Annotated in this window: 10 protein-coding genes; 3 read left to right on the forward strand and 7 right to left on the reverse strand. The window is 56.8% G+C overall.

Translation table 11 applies throughout. The annotated features are described in order from the left end of the window. Nucleotides 1-5 precede the first annotated feature (5 nt). Entirely contained in the window at nt 6-1,031 is a 1,026-nt protein-coding gene (yhjD, locus tag KGP22_RS21115) for an inner membrane protein YhjD (RefSeq protein ID WP_115876806.1), read from the forward strand. Nucleotides 1,032-1,291: 260 nt separating this feature from the next. Then, the gene (locus KGP22_RS21120) at nt 1,292-2,614 is read left to right on the forward strand and encodes an MFS transporter (RefSeq protein WP_104949925.1); all 1,323 of its coding nucleotides are present in this window, start codon (nt 1,292-1,294) and stop codon (nt 2,612-2,614) included. A 60-nt stretch (nt 2,615-2,674) separates the two neighbouring features. On the opposite strand, the gene KGP22_RS21125 is transcribed toward KGP22_RS21120, so the two are convergent. Beyond that, nucleotides 2,675-4,717: an AsmA family protein gene (locus tag KGP22_RS21125; protein ID WP_223580698.1), complete on the reverse strand. Its 2,043-nt coding sequence runs from the start codon at nt 4,715-4,717 to the stop codon at nt 2,675-2,677. 65 nt (nt 4,718-4,782) lie between these two features. Continuing rightward, nucleotides 4,783-5,556 carry a cyclic-guanylate-specific phosphodiesterase gene (gene pdeH, locus KGP22_RS21130; RefSeq protein ID WP_223580699.1) on the reverse strand — a complete coding sequence of 258 codons (774 nt, stop codon included), beginning with the start codon at nt 5,554-5,556 and terminating at the stop codon, nt 4,783-4,785. Between the two features lie 229 nt (nt 5,557-5,785). On the opposite strand from pdeH, the gene KGP22_RS21135 reads away from it, so the two are divergent. After that, nucleotides 5,786-6,715 (forward strand): sugar kinase, encoded by a 930-nt coding sequence (locus KGP22_RS21135; protein WP_223580700.1) that lies wholly within the window; start codon nt 5,786-5,788, stop codon nt 6,713-6,715. Between the two features lie 63 nt (nt 6,716-6,778). On the opposite strand, the gene KGP22_RS21140 is transcribed toward KGP22_RS21135, so the two are convergent. The 5 genes from KGP22_RS21140 to bcsZ form a co-directional block, all read right to left on the reverse strand. After that, nucleotides 6,779-8,272 carry a pitrilysin family protein gene (locus KGP22_RS21140; protein ID WP_047646783.1) on the reverse strand — a complete coding sequence of 498 codons (1,494 nt, stop codon included), beginning with the start codon at nt 8,270-8,272 and terminating at the stop codon, nt 6,779-6,781. A gap of 226 nt (nt 8,273-8,498) precedes the next feature. Further along, a complete protein-coding gene (locus KGP22_RS21145) occupies nt 8,499-9,785 on the reverse strand; it encodes a dicarboxylate/amino acid:cation symporter (RefSeq protein ID WP_023309587.1) in 1,287 nt (428 codons plus the stop codon). A gap of 159 nt (nt 9,786-9,944) precedes the next feature. Then, nucleotides 9,945-11,951, reverse strand: a complete 2,007-nt coding sequence (gene hmsP / locus KGP22_RS21150; RefSeq protein ID WP_111963701.1) for a biofilm formation regulator HmsP — start codon at nt 11,949-11,951, stop codon at nt 9,945-9,947. Nucleotides 11,952-12,070: 119 nt separating this feature from the next. Then, nucleotides 12,071-15,553 carry a cellulose synthase complex outer membrane protein BcsC gene (gene bcsC, locus KGP22_RS21155; RefSeq protein ID WP_223580702.1) on the reverse strand — a complete coding sequence of 1,161 codons (3,483 nt, stop codon included), beginning with the start codon at nt 15,551-15,553 and terminating at the stop codon, nt 12,071-12,073. Further along, complete coding sequence (gene bcsZ, locus KGP22_RS21160) at nt 15,535-16,641, reverse strand: cellulose synthase complex periplasmic endoglucanase BcsZ (RefSeq protein ID WP_223582500.1); 1,107 nt, start codon at nt 16,639-16,641, stop codon at nt 15,535-15,537. The genes bcsC and bcsZ overlap by 19 nt, the downstream gene beginning before the upstream one ends. Between the last annotated feature and the right edge of the window lie 6 nt (nt 16,642-16,647).

Here is a 16,647-nt window from a genome sequence, read left to right on the forward strand (position 1 = left end):
GACGCGTGACGCCGGAAAACAACCCGCAACGACCCACCCAACATTTAGAGTATGAGCCCGTCAAAAAGATGGAAACCGGGCCCGAAGAGGCCAAAACGCCAGGTACCGCCAGCAAAGCGCTGGGAACCGTAACCGGCATCGCCGCGAGAATTCAGCAGTTTCCCATGATTGCGCATCTGATACGCGCGACCGAACGCTTTAATGACCGCATGGGAAACCAGTTTGGTGCCGCCATCACCTATTTTTCCTTCCTGTCTATGATACCGATCCTGATGGTGTCGTTCGCGGCAGCCGGTTTTGTGCTCGCCTCGCACCCGACGCTGCTGCAGGATATCTTCAATAAGATCCTGAATAACGTCAGTGACCCGACCCTTGCCAGCACGCTCAAAAGCACCATCAATACCGCCGTTCAGCAGCGTACTACCGTCGGCATCGTCGGTTTGCTAATTGCCCTTTACTCCGGCGTTAACTGGATGGGCAACCTGCGCGAGGCCATTCGCGCCCAGTCGCGCGACGTCTGGGAGCGTAAGCCGCAGGACCAGGAGAAAATCTGGGTCAAGTATCTCCGCGACTTTGTTTCGCTGATTGGCCTGCTGGTCGCGCTCATCGTGACGCTTTCCATTACCTCCGTGGCGGGCTCGGCGCAGCAGATGATCATCTCCGCGCTCTATCTGGATTACATCGAGTGGCTGAAGCCCGCCTGGCGCGGCATTGGGCTGGCTATTTCCATCTTCGCCAACTACCTGCTGTTCTTCTGGATCTTCTGGCGCTTGCCCCGGCATCGGCCGCGCAAGAAGGCGCTGCTCCGCGGCACATTGATTGCGGCGATCGGCTTTGAGGTGATCAAAATCGTGATGACTTACACCCTGCCGTCACTGGTTAAATCCCCTTCCGGCGCGGCGTTTGGCTCGGTGCTGGGACTGATGGCCTTCTTCTACTTCTTCGCCCGCCTGACACTGTTCTGCGCGGCATGGATTGCCACCGCCGAGTACAAAGGCGACACGCGAATGCCCGGCAAAACGCACCGCTAGCCCCGCCATCGGGCTGAAATTTCAGCCCGATTCATCATTTCAGCATATAAATCCAGCCCGTAACTTTTATTTAACCGAAAACCAGTTTAATTGACTGATATTTAAAATCTGTGAAGCATTTCATAGACGTGTTTTGGCTGGTCTGAAAATTATCCGCTTTTTGCTGTTTTTATCACCGGGTCGCGGCTTTGTTACAGATTGAAATGTCGCTTTTGCTGTGCGTAATATGGCCTTTCGTTCGACAAAAATAAGAAAATATTATGCAAGCAACCGCCACCACACTCGACTCAGAAACGGAAAACGTTCCGGTAAATTCGCGCAATAAAGTCGTCGTCGCATCGCTGATTGGCACCGCCATTGAGTTCTTCGACTTCTATATTTATGCCACCGCCGCGGTCATCGTATTCCCGCACATTTTCTTCCCGCAGGGCGATCCGACGGCGGCCACGCTGCAGTCTCTGGCGACCTTTGCGATTGCGTTTGTTGCGCGTCCGATTGGCTCTGCGCTGTTTGGACACTTTGGCGATCGCATTGGCCGCAAAGTCACGCTGGTGGCCTCGCTGCTGACGATGGGGATCTCCACCGTAGCCATCGGCCTGCTGCCGACCTACGAAACCATCGGTATTCTGGCGCCGGTCCTGCTGGCGCTGGCGCGTTTTGGGCAAGGTCTGGGGCTGGGTGGTGAATGGGGCGGCGCGGCGCTGCTGGCCACCGAGAACGCCCCGGCGCGCAAGCGCGCGCTGTATGGCTCATTCCCGCAGCTTGGCGCTCCGATTGGCTTCTTCTTTGCCAACGGGACGTTCCTGCTGCTCTCCTGGCTGCTGACGGATGAACAGTTCATGAGTTGGGGCTGGCGTATTCCGTTTATCTTCTCAGCCGTGCTGGTGCTGATTGGCCTGTATGTGCGTGTTTCTCTGCATGAAACGCCTGTCTTCGCGAAAGTGGCCGCGGCGAACAAGCAGGTAAAAGTACCGCTGGGTACGCTTCTGACCAAACACGTTCGCGTGACCGTGCTGGGCACGTTTATCATGCTCGCCACCTATACGCTGTTCTACATCATGACCGTCTACTCCATGACGTTCAGTACCGCCGCTGCGCCGGTTGGGCTGGGGCTGCCGCGTAACGAAGTGCTGTGGATGCTGATGATGGCGGTGATCGGCTTTGGCGTGATGGTTCCGATTGCCGGCCTGCTGGCGGATAAATTCGGTCGTCGTGCAAGCATGATTACCATCACCACGCTGATCATTTTGTTTGCCCTGTTCGTCTTCCCGCCGCTGCTGGGTTCAGGTAGCCCGGCGCTGGTGATGGCCTATCTGCTGATTGGCCTGAGCCTGATGGGGCTGACCTTCGGCCCGATGGGCGCGCTGCTGCCCGAGCTGTTCCCGACTGAAGTACGTTATACCGGCGCGTCGTTCTCCTATAACGTCTCGTCTATTCTGGGTGCGTCCGTTGCGCCATATATCGCCACCTGGCTGCAGGCAAACTATGGTCTGTTCTATGTGGGCGTCTATCTTGCGGCCATGGCGGCGCTGACGCTGATTGCGCTGCTGCTGACGCACGAGACGAAGCACCAGGCTCTGTAATTCACTGCGGCCTGATGCCCTCACCCCGGCCCTCTCCCACAGGGAGAGGGAGAAAGGGAGCTATTTCTTCATCTGCGACAAAATGGTCCGGCACTGATTCGCCTCGCCCTCTGACGGCGAAATCAGTGCCAGCAGCGCTGCAGCTGGGGTAACCAGCGTCGCAAGAGCCGCAGCCACGGCACCGCGCGCAATCAGCGGCCCTGGCTTCACGCCCGCCTGCGGATTTTTGAAGGTCCCGCGCACGTACAGCGGCGAGCGCAGCGTGATAATACGGATCCCCTTACTCTCCGGGTCAATCGTCAGATCAAGCTGCTCCGAAGCCATGCTCGCGGTACCGGTCACGTTAATCACCGCGTTTTCCGTGTCGAAGGCAAAAATCTGCGGGCGCGCCACGCCGTTCACCAGATCCAGATTGGCCGCCGCGCAGTTCACCCGCACCTCGTCATCGCCGAAGATTTGCCCGACGACGTAGTTACCGACGTTCAGCCCCAGGATCTCCATCAGGTTTCGGCTCACCAGTCCGTCGTTCATCAGCAGCTTCAGGTTTCCGTTGCCGCTACCCAGCAGCGCCGCCACCGAGTTCCCCACGCCGCGAATGTCGGCATCACCGTTCATTTCACCGAGGGTTTTCTGCATCAGCTCTACGTTCGGCATCAGCTCTTTCAGCTTCAATCGACGCGCCTGGATCTCCGCCCGTCCCTGCATCGGCTTCTTATCGCCTTCCAGGTGAATGTTCGAGGAAATCGTCCCACCCGCCATGCCGAACTTCAGTGGCTGAAGGCGCAGGTCGGCGTTTTTGAGGAGGATATGGGTCGAAAGATTGCTGATCGGCAGCGTACTGCCATGTTCAATTTTCCCGCCTTTGAAGCGTACATCCGCATCCATTACGTTCCATTTGTCGGTTTCGAAACGATCGTAAGGCAATACTTTACCCGCAGGCTGAACGTCCTTTTTGACCTCTTTGGACTTTGTGCCTTTGCCCGAATCCACGCCAATCAACGGACCAAGATCGGCCAGACGCAGCTGACGGGACTCAACGTCCCCTTCCAGCTTCGGCCTCGGTTTTCCGGTGGTGTAGGTCAGCGAGCCGTGGATATCACTGTCGCCGATGCGGCCGTTAAAATCACGGTAGTCAAAAACAGACGCTTTTTCGGTATCGATTTTGGCGACCAGATGCCCGTCCGTTTCGAATGGCGGGGTATCCGGCAGCAGCACGCCAGTCAGTTCATACAGCTCGCCCAGCGAATCACCGGCAAATTTAAGCTGAAGGTCGACGCCGCCCATGTTCATCGGGTCGTTAACCGTTCCCACGAACGCCACGCGGGTGTTACCGGAACGGAAGTCCGCCTGCACCGGGAACGGCGTGCCCTCGCTCCGTAGCGCCAGCATGCCGCCGATTTTCCCTTTACCGCTGAGAGGCTGATCGTTGTAGCGTCCTTTTGCCGTCAGGCCGAAGACATAGTCACCTACGCTTGCCGCATCGCCTTTTGCTTTCGTGCCCGTGACCTCGCTAAACGGCAGCGGTTTGCCCAACGGATCGACCAGGATCTCCATATCCGCCTTGCTGACCTTATCGTCGATGGCGATCCGTCCGCGATCGAAAAGAATATTGTCGAGACGGAATGACCAGGAAGAAGGCTGGGCATTAGGATCCTTGTCGCCATCGCTGGCAAGGTTAAATGTCCAGTTGTTGGTTTTTTCTGAGAGTCGGATCAGACGCGCATCAGGCTGCTGAAGTTTGATCCACGGCAGATAAACGGTTTTGGTCAGAAGCGCTAACGGCGCTAGCGTGGCCTCCACGCGCGGCAGGTGGACCATAGTGACGTCCGGGATGTCCGGCGGGTTGCCGAGAATGATGTCGTCGGCATGGACGTGGGGCCAGGGGATCCAGCTTCGCCAGCCTGGCTCCTCTTTCTGACGCTCCCATACCACACCTAAATCACCGCGTATGGCGAAGGGGCGGTTCAGTTCGGTTGAGACTTTCTGGTTGATGGTCGGCTTGAGACGGTTCCAGTCAAACGTCGCAATAATGATGGCGACGACCACGATCAACAACAAGAAAATCCCTGCTGTCCAGGAGATCACCCTGGTTGTTCTTGTCATTTTTATCCCCTTTCCTGATGACCTGTCCTGTAAAACTATAGTCCAGACAAAGGGAAGCGGGCTTATCAGAGGGTTGTTATCACGCTATCGAGGCGATCCATGGGTACCGGTCGGGAGAGGAAATAGCCTTGCGCCGCCGCGGCAGGCGAGCTTTGCACATCACGCCACTCTTCCAGCGTTTCCACACCTTCAACAATCACGCCCTGGCAATAGCGGTTCATCAGCTGTAATAACAGCGTAAACAGATTCCGACCTTCCGGGGTCTGACGCAGCATAATGAACAGATCGCGGGCCACTTTAATATAGTCGTAGCGCACCTCACTCAGGGCGGAGAAATTCGCCATGCCGGTGCCAAAGTCATCCAGCCACAGCGGGCCGTATTCGCATATCGAAGCAAACGAGGAATCCTGCGGCAGACGGACATGCTCCACCAGCTCAAAGCGCATCCACGGCAGGGTGGCGATCAGCTCCTGCAATTTTGCGTTCTGCCGCAGCGCCAGCAGGGTTGGGCCGTCGACGTTCACCGAGGCGAGGATATCGTGCTGTTCGAAAAAGGACTGCTTCGTCGCCAGCATGCGAAGCTGTTCTTCCAGCACATCCAGACGCTGGCGAACGGCAACTTCGGCAAAATAGCGATCCGGCGCGATGCGCTGAGTGGGGCTTGAGGGGTGCGTAACGACGGTCAAAATTTCAATTGCCATCAGTCGACCATCTGTTCGGTAGATCGGCTGAAAGGTGTATGCACGCTCACATTGCAGCCAGTAGCGATGCTCCTGCAAGTTCTCAATACTTGCCTCAGGCGTAGTGCTCAGCCGCTGGATAACCTGCTCTGACTTCATTTCAGATGTCCTGTTGTTGGGATAGCCTTTCTGGACTCGTCACAGGATTATCGGCGCGACAATTGAGAACTTTATGTTCAATTCACCGGGAAAATGAAATTAAGATGACAGAAATGCGCGGGAACACGCGCTGGCTCAAATAAAATAATGGAACGTTGTTTTAATATAGTTGACCGGTTAATTCACTCAGCGCACACTGCTGATAATTCTTCTGTTCAGGTTCACGACTATGTCCAAAAAAATTGCCGTGATTGGCGAATGCATGATTGAACTGTCACAAAAAGGCGCTGAAGTCAGCCGCGGATTTGGTGGCGATACGTTAAACACGTCCGTTTATATTGCCCGCCAGGTCGCGCCTGAGGCGCTCACCGTGAATTACGTTACCGCCCTGGGAACGGACAGCTTCAGCCAGCAGATGCTGGAGGCGTGGCAGAGTGAACATGTTGAAACGTCGCTGATTCAGCGTATGGAAAACCGCCTCCCGGGACTTTATTACATCGAGACCGACAGCACCGGCGAACGCACGTTTTATTACTGGCGTAACGAAGCCGCGGCCAAATTCTGGCTGGAGAGCGACGCGGCTGCGGCCATCTGCGAAGAGCTGGCGACCTTTGACTATCTCTATCTGAGCGGGATTAGCCTTGCGATTTTAAGCCCCACCAGCCGTGAAAAGCTGCTCTCGCTGCTGCGCGAATGCCGTGCAAACGGCGGCAAGGTTATTTTCGATAACAACTACCGCCCGCGCCTGTGGGGCAGCCGCGAAGAGACGCAGCAGGTCTATCAACAGATGCTGCAGTGCACCGACATCGCCTTCCTCACGCTCGACGATGAAGACGCCCTGTGGGGTGAGAAACCGGTAGAGGACGTGATTGCACGCACGCAAGCGGCTGGCGTGAGCGAAGTGGTGATTAAGCGCGGTGCGGAGTCTTGCCTGGTCGCGGTGGCGGGTGAAACGCTGGTTGACGTTCCGGCGGTGAAGCTTGCCAAAGAGAAAGTGATTGATACCACCGCGGCGGGGGATTCCTTCAGCGCGGGCTACCTGGCGGTACGCCTGACAGGGGGAACGCCGGAAGCGGCGGCACGGCGTGGGCACCTGACGGCCAGCACGGTGATTCAGTATCGCGGGGCGATTATTCCGCGCGAGGCGATGCCAGTTTAAGTAAGGTGCGGGCTGATGCCCTCACCCTAACCCTCTCCCACAGGGAGAGGGAATGTTTAAGCATTACTGCCCCTGCGGAATATCCGTCGCGTCCGGATGTAAATCATCCGCCGTGGCGGCCTGCGCTGGCTGCGGCGCGGTAGCCATAATGGAATCCCAGGTCGTCTGAAGTTCCTTCATGTCATATTCCGGTTCGCCCTTCGGCTGCAGGAGGATCAACGCCATCTCCTGTGACAGCTGCTGACGGAGGTCCTGATTGAGCATCTCGACGGTCAGACCGTTCAGGAAGTCCTGACGCAGCTTCTGGTACTGTTCCGGCGCAATGTCCACCACCTGATTCTGCAGGGAGCGAATACGCTGGCTGATCAGAATGTCGGTATCGGCACGTGCATAGGTCGCAAACAGCTTCTGCAGCTCGAGTTTTTTCTGAGCCACGAGAGCATTGAATTCCTCTTCGGAAAGCCCCTCTTTACGCACTTTTGCCAGCTCTTTCGCGACCACGCCCAGATTGGCATTCAGCTTATCGCCCGGCGATTCAACGTTAATGGCACACTGCGCGCGCTGGAACAGCACGCGGCAGTCAAAGCCAAGACCAATATTCTTGACGTTGTTCTTGCTCAGCGTCTGCTGAACGTGCCAGAACAGCGCCTCACGCGCCAGATCGGCACGCCAGTAGCGCAGCATTGCCGCGGACTCACGGATAGGCTGCCAGGCGTTATCCCACATGACGGAGAGGCGATCCTGACGCACGGCGTCCGTCATAATGCTGACAGGCTCTGCACGCAGCGGAGAGAGCGTCGGGACAGGGGCTGGCGTTTCACGCTTACCTTTCAAATCACCAAACGCTTTGTTGATCTGCTCCACCACCGCGCGGCTGTCCACGTTACCTACCACGATCAGCGTCATGGCGTCCGGGGTGTACCACTTCTGGTAGAACGATTTTACCTGTTCGGCATCGACCGGCTGTTTCAGCGGTTCGGCCGGGTCATGTCCCAGTAACGTTGAGCCCTTCAGGCGGTAGCGCCACCAGCCCTCTTTGGTATCTCCGGGCCAGGTCGCCACCATGTCACTGTTGCTCAACGCATAGTTAACGGTGTCCGGCGTAATCGCCAGATTGCCAGAGGCATCGGAGAGATACGTAAGCGCTTCTTTCAGCAGGTCGTTACGGTTATTAGGCAGGCTCAGGTTAAACATGGTGTAGTCATACGAGACAACAGCCGGAGGAAGCGGGCGCTTCGGATCGATGGCCTGCTGCCAAAGTGAACGCACCTGAACCGCTTGCAGGCTGCCGCTCTGCGTGAGCGCCAGCCGGGGAATAAAATGGCTAAAACCGGTTTGCTGGGTGCTTTCCGTGAGGGAACCGGTATTAATGGACAGACGGATTTCTATACGGTCACTGGGACGTTGCGGAGTGGCTAACACCTGCCACTGAAAACCGTTCGCTAATGTCCCTTGTTGCCAGGCCGGGTCTGGCTGGAGCGCATCTGCCTGCACATAACTGGCTGCTGCCATCATCAGCAAACCGCCGGTTAAGAGTCGAATTTTTGTGCCCTGCATGTGAACCCCTGATCAACATTCCTGGTTAAAAAAGAGTGCCTCGCGACGCGCTTCACTCTTAAAGATGACGATGAAAACACGTCGATTAGACCGCGCGTTCGGCAAAACGTCACGGTCCGAAGTGAAATATACCCAAAAAAATCTTGTCGAATTATGACAGGTACGAACAGTTATTATGCGCAGGAGCCCGCATCCCGACAAGGGAATACGGGCATTTGTGACAAGATTAAGAGGTTAAGCCAGGATTTTTGCTGTCAGTTGAACGATTATTCAGAGTATCGTCGAGCTTTTTGTGATCCAGCTCTTTCACCCATTTCGCCACCACCACCGTTGCCACGCCGTTACCCACCAGGTTGGTTAACGCACGGGCTTCTGACATGAAGCGGTCGATACCCAGAATCAACGCCAGACCCGCCACCGGCAGGTGACCTACAGCTGAAATGGTGGCAGCCAGCACGATAAAGCCGCTGCCCGTCACGCCTGCCGCGCCTTTAGAGGAGAGCAGGAGCACCACCAGCAGGGTAATCTGATGGAAAATATCCATATGGCTGTTGGTCGCCTGAGCGATAAATACGGCCGCCATCGTCAGGTATATCGAGGTGCCGTCCAGGTTGAAGGAGTAGCCCGTCGGGATCACCAGCCCGACCACCGATTTACGGCACCCCAGCTTTTCCATCTTGTCGAGCATACGCGGCAGCGCCGATTCTGAAGAGGAAGTCCCCAGAACAATCAGCAGCTCTTCACGGATGTAACGAATAAATTTGAAGATGTTGAAACCCGTCGCGCGGGCGATGGAGCCCAGCACCACAACTACGAAAAGGATACAGGTAATATAGAAGCAGATAATCAGCTGACCCAGCTGCACCAGCGTACCGACGCCATACTTACCGATGGTGAAGGCCATCGCACCAAAAGCACCGATCGGCGCCAGGCGCATGATCATATTGATGATGCCGAAGATCACCTGCGAGAAGCTTTCGATTACGTTAAAGATAAGCTGGCCTTTGCTGCCCAGACGGTGCAGGGCAAAGCCAAACATCACGGCGAACAGCAGCACCTGGAGGATGTTTCCGCTGGCGAACGCGCCAATGACGCTGCCCGGTATCACGTCCAGCAGGAAGGCTACCACGCCCTGATCCTTCGCCTGCTCGGCATATACCGCGACCGCTTTGGCATCAAGCGTTGACGGGTCTACGTTCATCCCCGCGCCTGGCTGCACCACGTTGACGATGATCAGACCGATAATCAGCGCAAGTGTACTGACCACTTCAAAATAGAGAAGCGCCACTGCACCGGTACGACCGACCGCCTTCATGCTTTCCATGCCAGCGATGCCCGTTACTACGGTACAGAAGATCACCGGAGCGATGACCATTTTGATGAGCTTAACGAACGCGTCGCCAAGCGGTTTCATTTGCGCGCCCAGCTCAGGGTAATAGTGACCCAGCAGAATACCGATGGCGATGGCTGTCAGGACCTGGAAATAAAGACTTTTGAAGAGTGAGGTTTTCATAAGGTGTCCTTGGGAAGAAAAACCACAGGCTTTGTAAGGTTATGGTTAACCTGCGGCTTTAAAATAACACCCACATAACAGGACAGAAATAAACTCAGTTCAAATTTGAAACACAAATGTTAAGAACTTTGAGCTGGCTCGCACAAGCCAGCAACAAAATTACACTTTTGCGTTATTGTCAGCACCAGAAAGGTATCGTTCTTCAAAGATATCCGAAGGGACTGCGGGGGCAAAAAGGAAGCCTTGTCCGCTCTCCACGCCCGCCTCCGCAAGCCAGGCGCGTTGCGCTTCGGTTTCAATCCCCTCGGCAATAAGATGGAGGTTGAGGCTACGCGCCATCTGGATAATCGCCTGCACCATGCTGCTGTCGCCCGGCAGACCTTCGACAAACGCTTTGTCAATTTTGAGCACATCTACCGGAAGGGTTTTCATGTGCTGAAGCTGACGCAGCCCGGCGTATCCCATGCCAAAATCGTCCAGGGCAATGCGAATACCGGCATTACGCAGCGGTTTCAGAATCGCGACCGCCTGATTAGGATCGTCGATGCGTCGGCTCTCCGTCACTTCCAGAGTTAACGTATCAGGCTTGATTCGGTAACGATGGATCAGCTCCAGCATCTCTGAAACCATGGTCGGGTGCATAAGCTGCATAGCAGACAAATTAACCGACAGCGGCAGCGTCACGCCGCGCTCCTGCCAGGCGGCCAGCTGACGGCAGGACTCTTCCAGCACCCAGTAGCCGACGGTAACCATCAGGCCGCAGGACTCAATGCGCTCAATCAGCCCTTCCGGCAGTTCCCATGAACCATCCGGCTGCTGCACGCGCAGCAGTGCCTCGGCGCTTTTCACTTCTCCCGTCAGCAAATTCATCTGCGGCTGTAGCCAGAGGGCAAACTGCCGGTTATCCAGCGCGGTCAGGATGTCGCTCTCTTCCGTCAGGCGCTGCTGCGCCTTTTCCATCTGCTCCGGTTCAAAGAACTGGATCTGATTTTTCCCTTTGCGCCGGGCGGTAAACGCCGCCGAGAACGCGCGACGATAAAGCTGCTCCGCCGTTAAATCACCATAGTACATGGCGATACCGATACTGGCGCTCGGACGAAGCTGGATACCCTGAATGGGCAACCGCTCATTAATGACAGTGAGTACTTGCTGACCTAAGGTGATCGCATGCCACGGTTCTTTTACGCCGTTGGCAATCACCACCAGATCGTAACCGCTGACCTGGGTCAGCACCATGCGCGGGGCAAGGACAGATTTGATCTTTTCCACCAGGGTGAGCAGCAGCATTTCACGCTGGCTCTCCTGAAGTACGCCAGCCGTGTCCTGCAAGGTTTCACAGGCGATAACCATCAGCGCCGTGGTTTGCTGGCGGGCAACGGTCTGCTCCAGCATCGCCATCAGGAAGGCTTTATTGGGGAGCTCCGATACCGGAAAACGGGTGGCGCTGCTGTTTAATTCATCCTGCTGACGCTGGATGCGCTGCTGGTTGAGGTTGTAGCTGCGCACCAGCATACCTATCTCATCGTCATGATGCAGACGCGGCAGCTCAAGCTGATGTCCCATCTGATCTTGCGGCGCAAGCGTATTCAGCTCACGGGCGATACGGCGCAGCGGATGAACAATCAGCCGGTTAATGCACCAGGTGAGCGCCACGCTGAGAATAAGCGTCATAAGTAAGCAAGTGGTCACTAACGTAACCACCCAGCTCATGACGAATTTATACATGCGGTAGGAATCCGCCTGCAAAACCAGGTAGGCCAGCGGCTGCGGATTCGCAGGGCGTTCAAGCGAATAAACGGGAAGCGAAATTTGCACCGGTAGTTCAAACAGGCGCATCACCATCATCGGGACGGGACGCTCCGGGATAAAGCTCATCCGCAGCGCCTGAAACTGGTTGGGCAAGACGACATCGGCGCGGCTAACGACGCCGGCAGGCTGAATGCGTTTTAAAATGGTTTCCGCTTCGGGAATATCCCCTTTCAGGATAGAGGCTGAAAGCGGGCCGCGCACCGAGCGGGCAATACTTTCTAACTGCGAAGCCGTGTTATAGCGATTCTGCTGTACGGAATGAAACAGCAAAATTACGCAGAAGAGCAGGACAAACAGCATAGTGACGGCAGAGACCATCGCCATCTGTTTGATTGTTAAGGAACGGCTGACACGCAAAATGACTCTCCACAAAACTCGAAGCGCAGGGCGCGCCAGGGTGTAAACCCGGCGCGCCTGAGTATACCCGATTGCCGCGCTATTAAGAGAGACTTACAAATGGATTAAGGAAAATCCGATTACCAGTCCGCGTAAGGGATGAGCGGCTGCGGCGGTAAGTCCATATCGCCCTGCCAGCCTGCGGCAGAGTAGCGCACATAGATCAGCGCATGGCTTGGGGTATAGTCTTTCGCCTCCTGAATATCCACGCCCATGCCTACAAACCAGTTGGACGTTACGCGGCGTTCGATAATGGCCCGCGCGGTATAACCCGTGCCCGAGGAACTGCTGCCGGTTTCCATCACGCCCCGGTCGGTATAGCGGTCTGGCTCATCGGTCGGGATCAGATTCTGAATCGGGTAGCGCAGTTCGTCTTTGGTTTTAGAGTGAGACCAGGAGACCGAGCCACCCAGCTCCCAGGACCAGTTCTCCGTGCGTTTACGCCAGGTCACCGGCAGTGCGAAGGAGACGTACTCCTGCGGACTGTAGTAACCGCCCTGACCCAGGGTATACCCGCTCAGGTCTTTGTCGTAGTGCCAGAGCATATTGGAGACGCCGACCGTCAGGCGTTCATTGTTTTTATTAATGAGCTTGTAGTAGTAACCCGTCATCCAGCGGACGCGCCAGTTATCCTCAACATTTTTACCCGTCAGCGTTTCCGCATTCAGGCTCGACCAGATACCGTTCGCTTCACCTTTGTCATAGCTCATGCTTACGCCGCCACCGGTGGCACGTACGCCGCCCCAGGTGGTGCCGGTGTTGGTATCTTTTTGCCCGGCGAACGCCAGCAGAGAGCTGGAGATTGGGCGGCGATGGGCGTTAACGGTATAGCCGATGGGGCCCAGATCGCTGCTGTAGCTTATGCCGCCCACCACGTCGACAACGTCAAAGCCCATCGGCGTGGTGCCAATATCCATCGCCCAGGTTTTATTCTGCCAGCCTACGGCGACGCTTGCGCCATTGTCGGACTGATGAGTATTGCCGCTACACGGTGTTTCGTAGCAGGTCCCCCATTTAGGATCGTAAGTCCCGTTATTGTTATCAAATGAACCAGCGTCCATGTTGACCAGATCGCTTCTGAAGAACATGCGCCCGTCAGAGAGCGGGGCATCCACCTGCAGCATTGTGGTGTGCGCTTTCAGGTCGGAATAGCCGCCCGTGCCGCTGGAGCCCCAGTAGTCGTGCTGCAGCGTGACGTTAACATCCTGCTGACGGTACAAGTCACCGGCATCACTGCGCACGCCGCGTTTCAGCCAGTCGTCTTTTTCATCGTTACGCGTCAGACGAGTGAAACTGTCGTTATCCACCGGTCGCGTCGTGGTGATGCCAGACGACACCATCGCGTCTTTGTAGGTTTCCAGTGCCTGCTGAGGCTGCCCGTTCTGCGCCTGGAAACGCGCGGCATCACGCAGCACCAGCGCGTTTTCCATGGAGCCGGGCTGCGATTTAGCCTGCGGAATAATTTTATTGAAGGTCTGTTCTGCGGCGGCGGAATCGCCCAGACCCGCCTGCGCCATCGCGATGCGGCGCTGCATATTGAGCGACAGCGGCTGACCGTTTTGCGCGGCGGGCAGCTTCGCCAGCTCCGCGCGCGCGGCATCTTTGTTACCCTGAGCGCTATAAATCTCGGTCAGGCCGAGAATGGCGTCTTCGTTCTGCGGTTCACGCTGCAGAACGGCGTTGTACGTCGTTTTTGCCGAGTCCAGATCGCCACGCTGCTGCGCCCAGTCCGCCAGCGTCAGGTCGATGCGGGTGGAGGTTGGCTGCTGGCGCAAAAGGTTTTCCGCCTCCTGCTCTTTGCCGCTGTCGCGCAGACGGTTGGCGGTTTCCAGCACCTGGTTACTTTGCAGACGGTCGGCAAGCTCCTGAATATTGCCGTTCCACTGGCTTCGCGGCAGCGTATCCAGATGGGCCAGCGCGGCGCGGTCCTGATCGTTTCCGGAAAGATAGAGCCCGTTGGCATAAACCTGATCCGGGTCGGACGGTTTCTGGCTGGCAAGCTGACGCATCAGGGTATCCGCCTGGCTGCGCTGACCCGCGCTGTAGAGATCGCGCGAGAGACGATAGGTTATCCATACATCGCCGGGAGAGAGCGCCAGACGACGACGCTGAATCTCTGCCGCCTGAGCGTATTTCCCCTGATTTTCAAGCTGCTCGGCCTGGGCGGAGAGCTGTTCGTTGGTCAGGCTACGTTCAATATCATCTATGCTTCGGCGCTGGCTGGCGGAGAGAGACTGGATAAACTGCGAGGCTTTCTCCGGGGACTGCGCACGGTAAATATTGGCCAGACCGCGGACCGCATTGCTGTTGCCGCTGTCCATTCGCAGCGCCTGACGGTAATAACGCTCCGCCGCGTCGTTATCTTTACGCGCCGCGGCGGCGTCGCCCAGCCCCAGCACGGCATAGCTGTCGGTATTGTCGATACTGCGTGCCTGCTGATAGTAACGCTCCGCCTGCGCCGGGTTATTCGCCTTCAGCGCCGCATCGCCCTGCTGGATCAGCAGCCAGTAGCGGTTAACCTTTAGCAAACTGTCCCATTTACCCCGGTTATCGCTCTGGGGATCGAGGGCAATTGCCTTTTCAAACTGTGCCACCGCGCGGGCGCGGTCGCCTTTCTGGGAATAAGCCTGCCCCAGGGCACCCACCGCTTCACTGTCGGCATGGTTGGCGCTGACGGCTTTTTGCAGCTCCGCCACCGCCTTACTGCCCTGCCCGGCATCCACCGCCGCCAGCCCTTCCGCTTTCGCGCGGAATGCAGGGTCAGCGAGCTGTTTTTGCTGAGCTTCAAGCTGGGCACGCGCCGCCGCGACGCTATCACCGTCGCTGAATACGCTCAGGTATTTTTGCAGCGCGCTAACGCTCGCGCTGCTGGCAGGCTGGTCTTTGATTTGGTCATACCACATATCAGACGCCTGGCTGCGCCCGTTGGTGGATTTGGCCATCTCCTGCAATAGCGCAAAGCCTTCGTCACGGCGTCCGCTCTGGAACAGAAGCTGGGACAGCGTCGCCTGCAGCTGTGTATTTCCGGGGCTGCTGCTGTTTATTTTCTTGAGCTGGTTAATGGCTGCATTCCGGCGAGCAGGATCTTTCGCCACCACGTTCCAGTATTCCGTCGCCACGTCGCCGCCCGGTGGGTTGCCGTCAAACAGCTTGTCATAGGCTGCAATCGCCTCCTGCGTGTGTCCCGTGGTAGCGAGCAATCGCGCCTGCTGGAGCTGCTGGCGGCCATCCGGCGTGGACAGCAGCATCGTGTTGCGTGATGACTGGTACGCGCTCGAGCCCGGCGCGATCCCTTTCAGACGGTCCAGCTCTTTTTGCGCGCCGGCGTTATCGCCCTGGCGCAGCAGGTAGCGAAAGCGTGCGGCAATGACGTCAGGGTTGTTCGGGTCAATCAGCTCAAGACGATAAAGCGACTGACGAACCAAATCCTCACGCTGTGTCGATTCGCCCAGCCGAACCTGTTCCAGCAGCTGTTTCTGCTGCGGTGAGTTGGCGGCCTCAGCCATCGGCATCAGTGCCAGGCCAAGCGATAAAGTGAGTAGATTTACTGTGAACTTGCGCATTCCTGGCCCCAATCCGGTATTAATTCACCTTTTGCGGTGAAGCGAAAACGATGCTGATCCCATCCTTGCCCAAAGAGAGTCAGCACGTAGCTGTAATAGGCATTATTATCGGGAAAATGGTCTGCAACGCGCTGGCGCTGAACCGCCTGGGCATCACGTTGTTGTAAAAACGGCAGCATGGCGGCAGAGAACCCGACCGGACCATTCCCGGTGCGTTTCCCCGTCGCCACATCCACTTTCTCCGGCGGCACACCCCGTTTCATTGTCTTGGCCGCCATCGGCTGGAACCGCGTCAGCAGCCGGGCTTTCTGAGGATCTTTATCACTCATCATTCCCACCCAGAGATAAACGCGGATGGCATCGTAGCCGCCCACCAGCGATTTATCCTGCTGCAACCGCCAGCCTTTGTTTTTCTGATACTGCACCCAGTCCGGCGAAAAACCTTTCGGCGCACTCTCCAGCAGCAGGCGCTGATTGGTTTCACGAAGCGTGGTCCACGGGGTACCAAAACGCGTGAAATAACTCGCTAGCTGCGGAGGAAGATAGCTGGGATTAAAGCGCCATACGTTCTCATCGGCAAAGCCGACTTTACCGGGAAGCAGCATTGCGCCGAGCCCCGGGACTTTCACCACTTCCTCGCTGACAATGCGTTTCAGCAGCGCCTTACCCGTGCGGGTATAGTCCGGATGTTTCCACAGTCGACCCGCTTCGAGCAGTGACCAGGCGATCCAGACATCGGCGTCAGAGGCGGAGTTGGTATCAATCACCGCCCACGTCTCTTTATCTTTCTGACCCCATAGCCAGGCAGGCAGATGGTCGTTGAGATCGCCGCTGGCAAGATTATCGCGCGTCCACGTCAGCAGCTGGTCAAAAGATTTGCGATCGTTCGCCGCCAGGGCAAAGAACAGGGCGTAGCTTTGCCCTTCCGAGGTCGTAATTTTGCGCGTGTCGCTGGGATCAACGACACGCCCGCCCTCGCTGATGTAGTCCTTTTTAAACTGCTCCCATGCAGGCCAGGTACAGGCGGCGCGAAGAGGTAGCGCCGCCAGCATCACCGCTGCTAATGCACACCAGCGAAAGGCTTTCATCACATC

This window comes from Enterobacter sp. JBIWA005 (assembly GCF_019968805.1).
GTDB lineage: Bacteria > Pseudomonadota > Gammaproteobacteria > Enterobacterales > Enterobacteriaceae > Enterobacter > Enterobacter vonholyi.

What these genes read in the sequence shown, in the direction of transcription:
- KGP22_RS21140 (WP_047646783.1), bottom strand. Translation starts at nt 8,272, where the DNA reads ATGCAGGGCACAAAAATTCGACTCTTAACCGGCGGTTTGCTGATGATG.
- bcsC (WP_223580702.1), bottom strand. Translation starts at nt 15,553, where the DNA reads ATGCGCAAGTTCACAGTAAATCTACTCACTTTATCGCTTGGCCTGGCA.
- KGP22_RS21120 (WP_104949925.1), top strand. Translation starts at nt 1,292, where the DNA reads ATGCAAGCAACCGCCACCACACTCGACTCAGAAACGGAAAACGTTCCG.
- KGP22_RS21125 (WP_223580698.1), bottom strand. Translation starts at nt 4,717, where the DNA reads ATGACAAGAACAACCAGGGTGATCTCCTGGACAGCAGGGATTTTCTTG.
- KGP22_RS21135 (WP_223580700.1), top strand. Translation starts at nt 5,786, where the DNA reads ATGTCCAAAAAAATTGCCGTGATTGGCGAATGCATGATTGAACTGTCA.
- bcsZ (WP_223582500.1), bottom strand. Translation starts at nt 16,641, where the DNA reads ATGAAAGCCTTTCGCTGGTGTGCATTAGCAGCGGTGATGCTGGCGGCG.
- KGP22_RS21145 (WP_023309587.1), bottom strand. Translation starts at nt 9,785, where the DNA reads ATGAAAACCTCACTCTTCAAAAGTCTTTATTTCCAGGTCCTGACAGCC.
- pdeH (WP_223580699.1), bottom strand. Translation starts at nt 5,556, where the DNA reads ATGAAGTCAGAGCAGGTTATCCAGCGGCTGAGCACTACGCCTGAGGCA.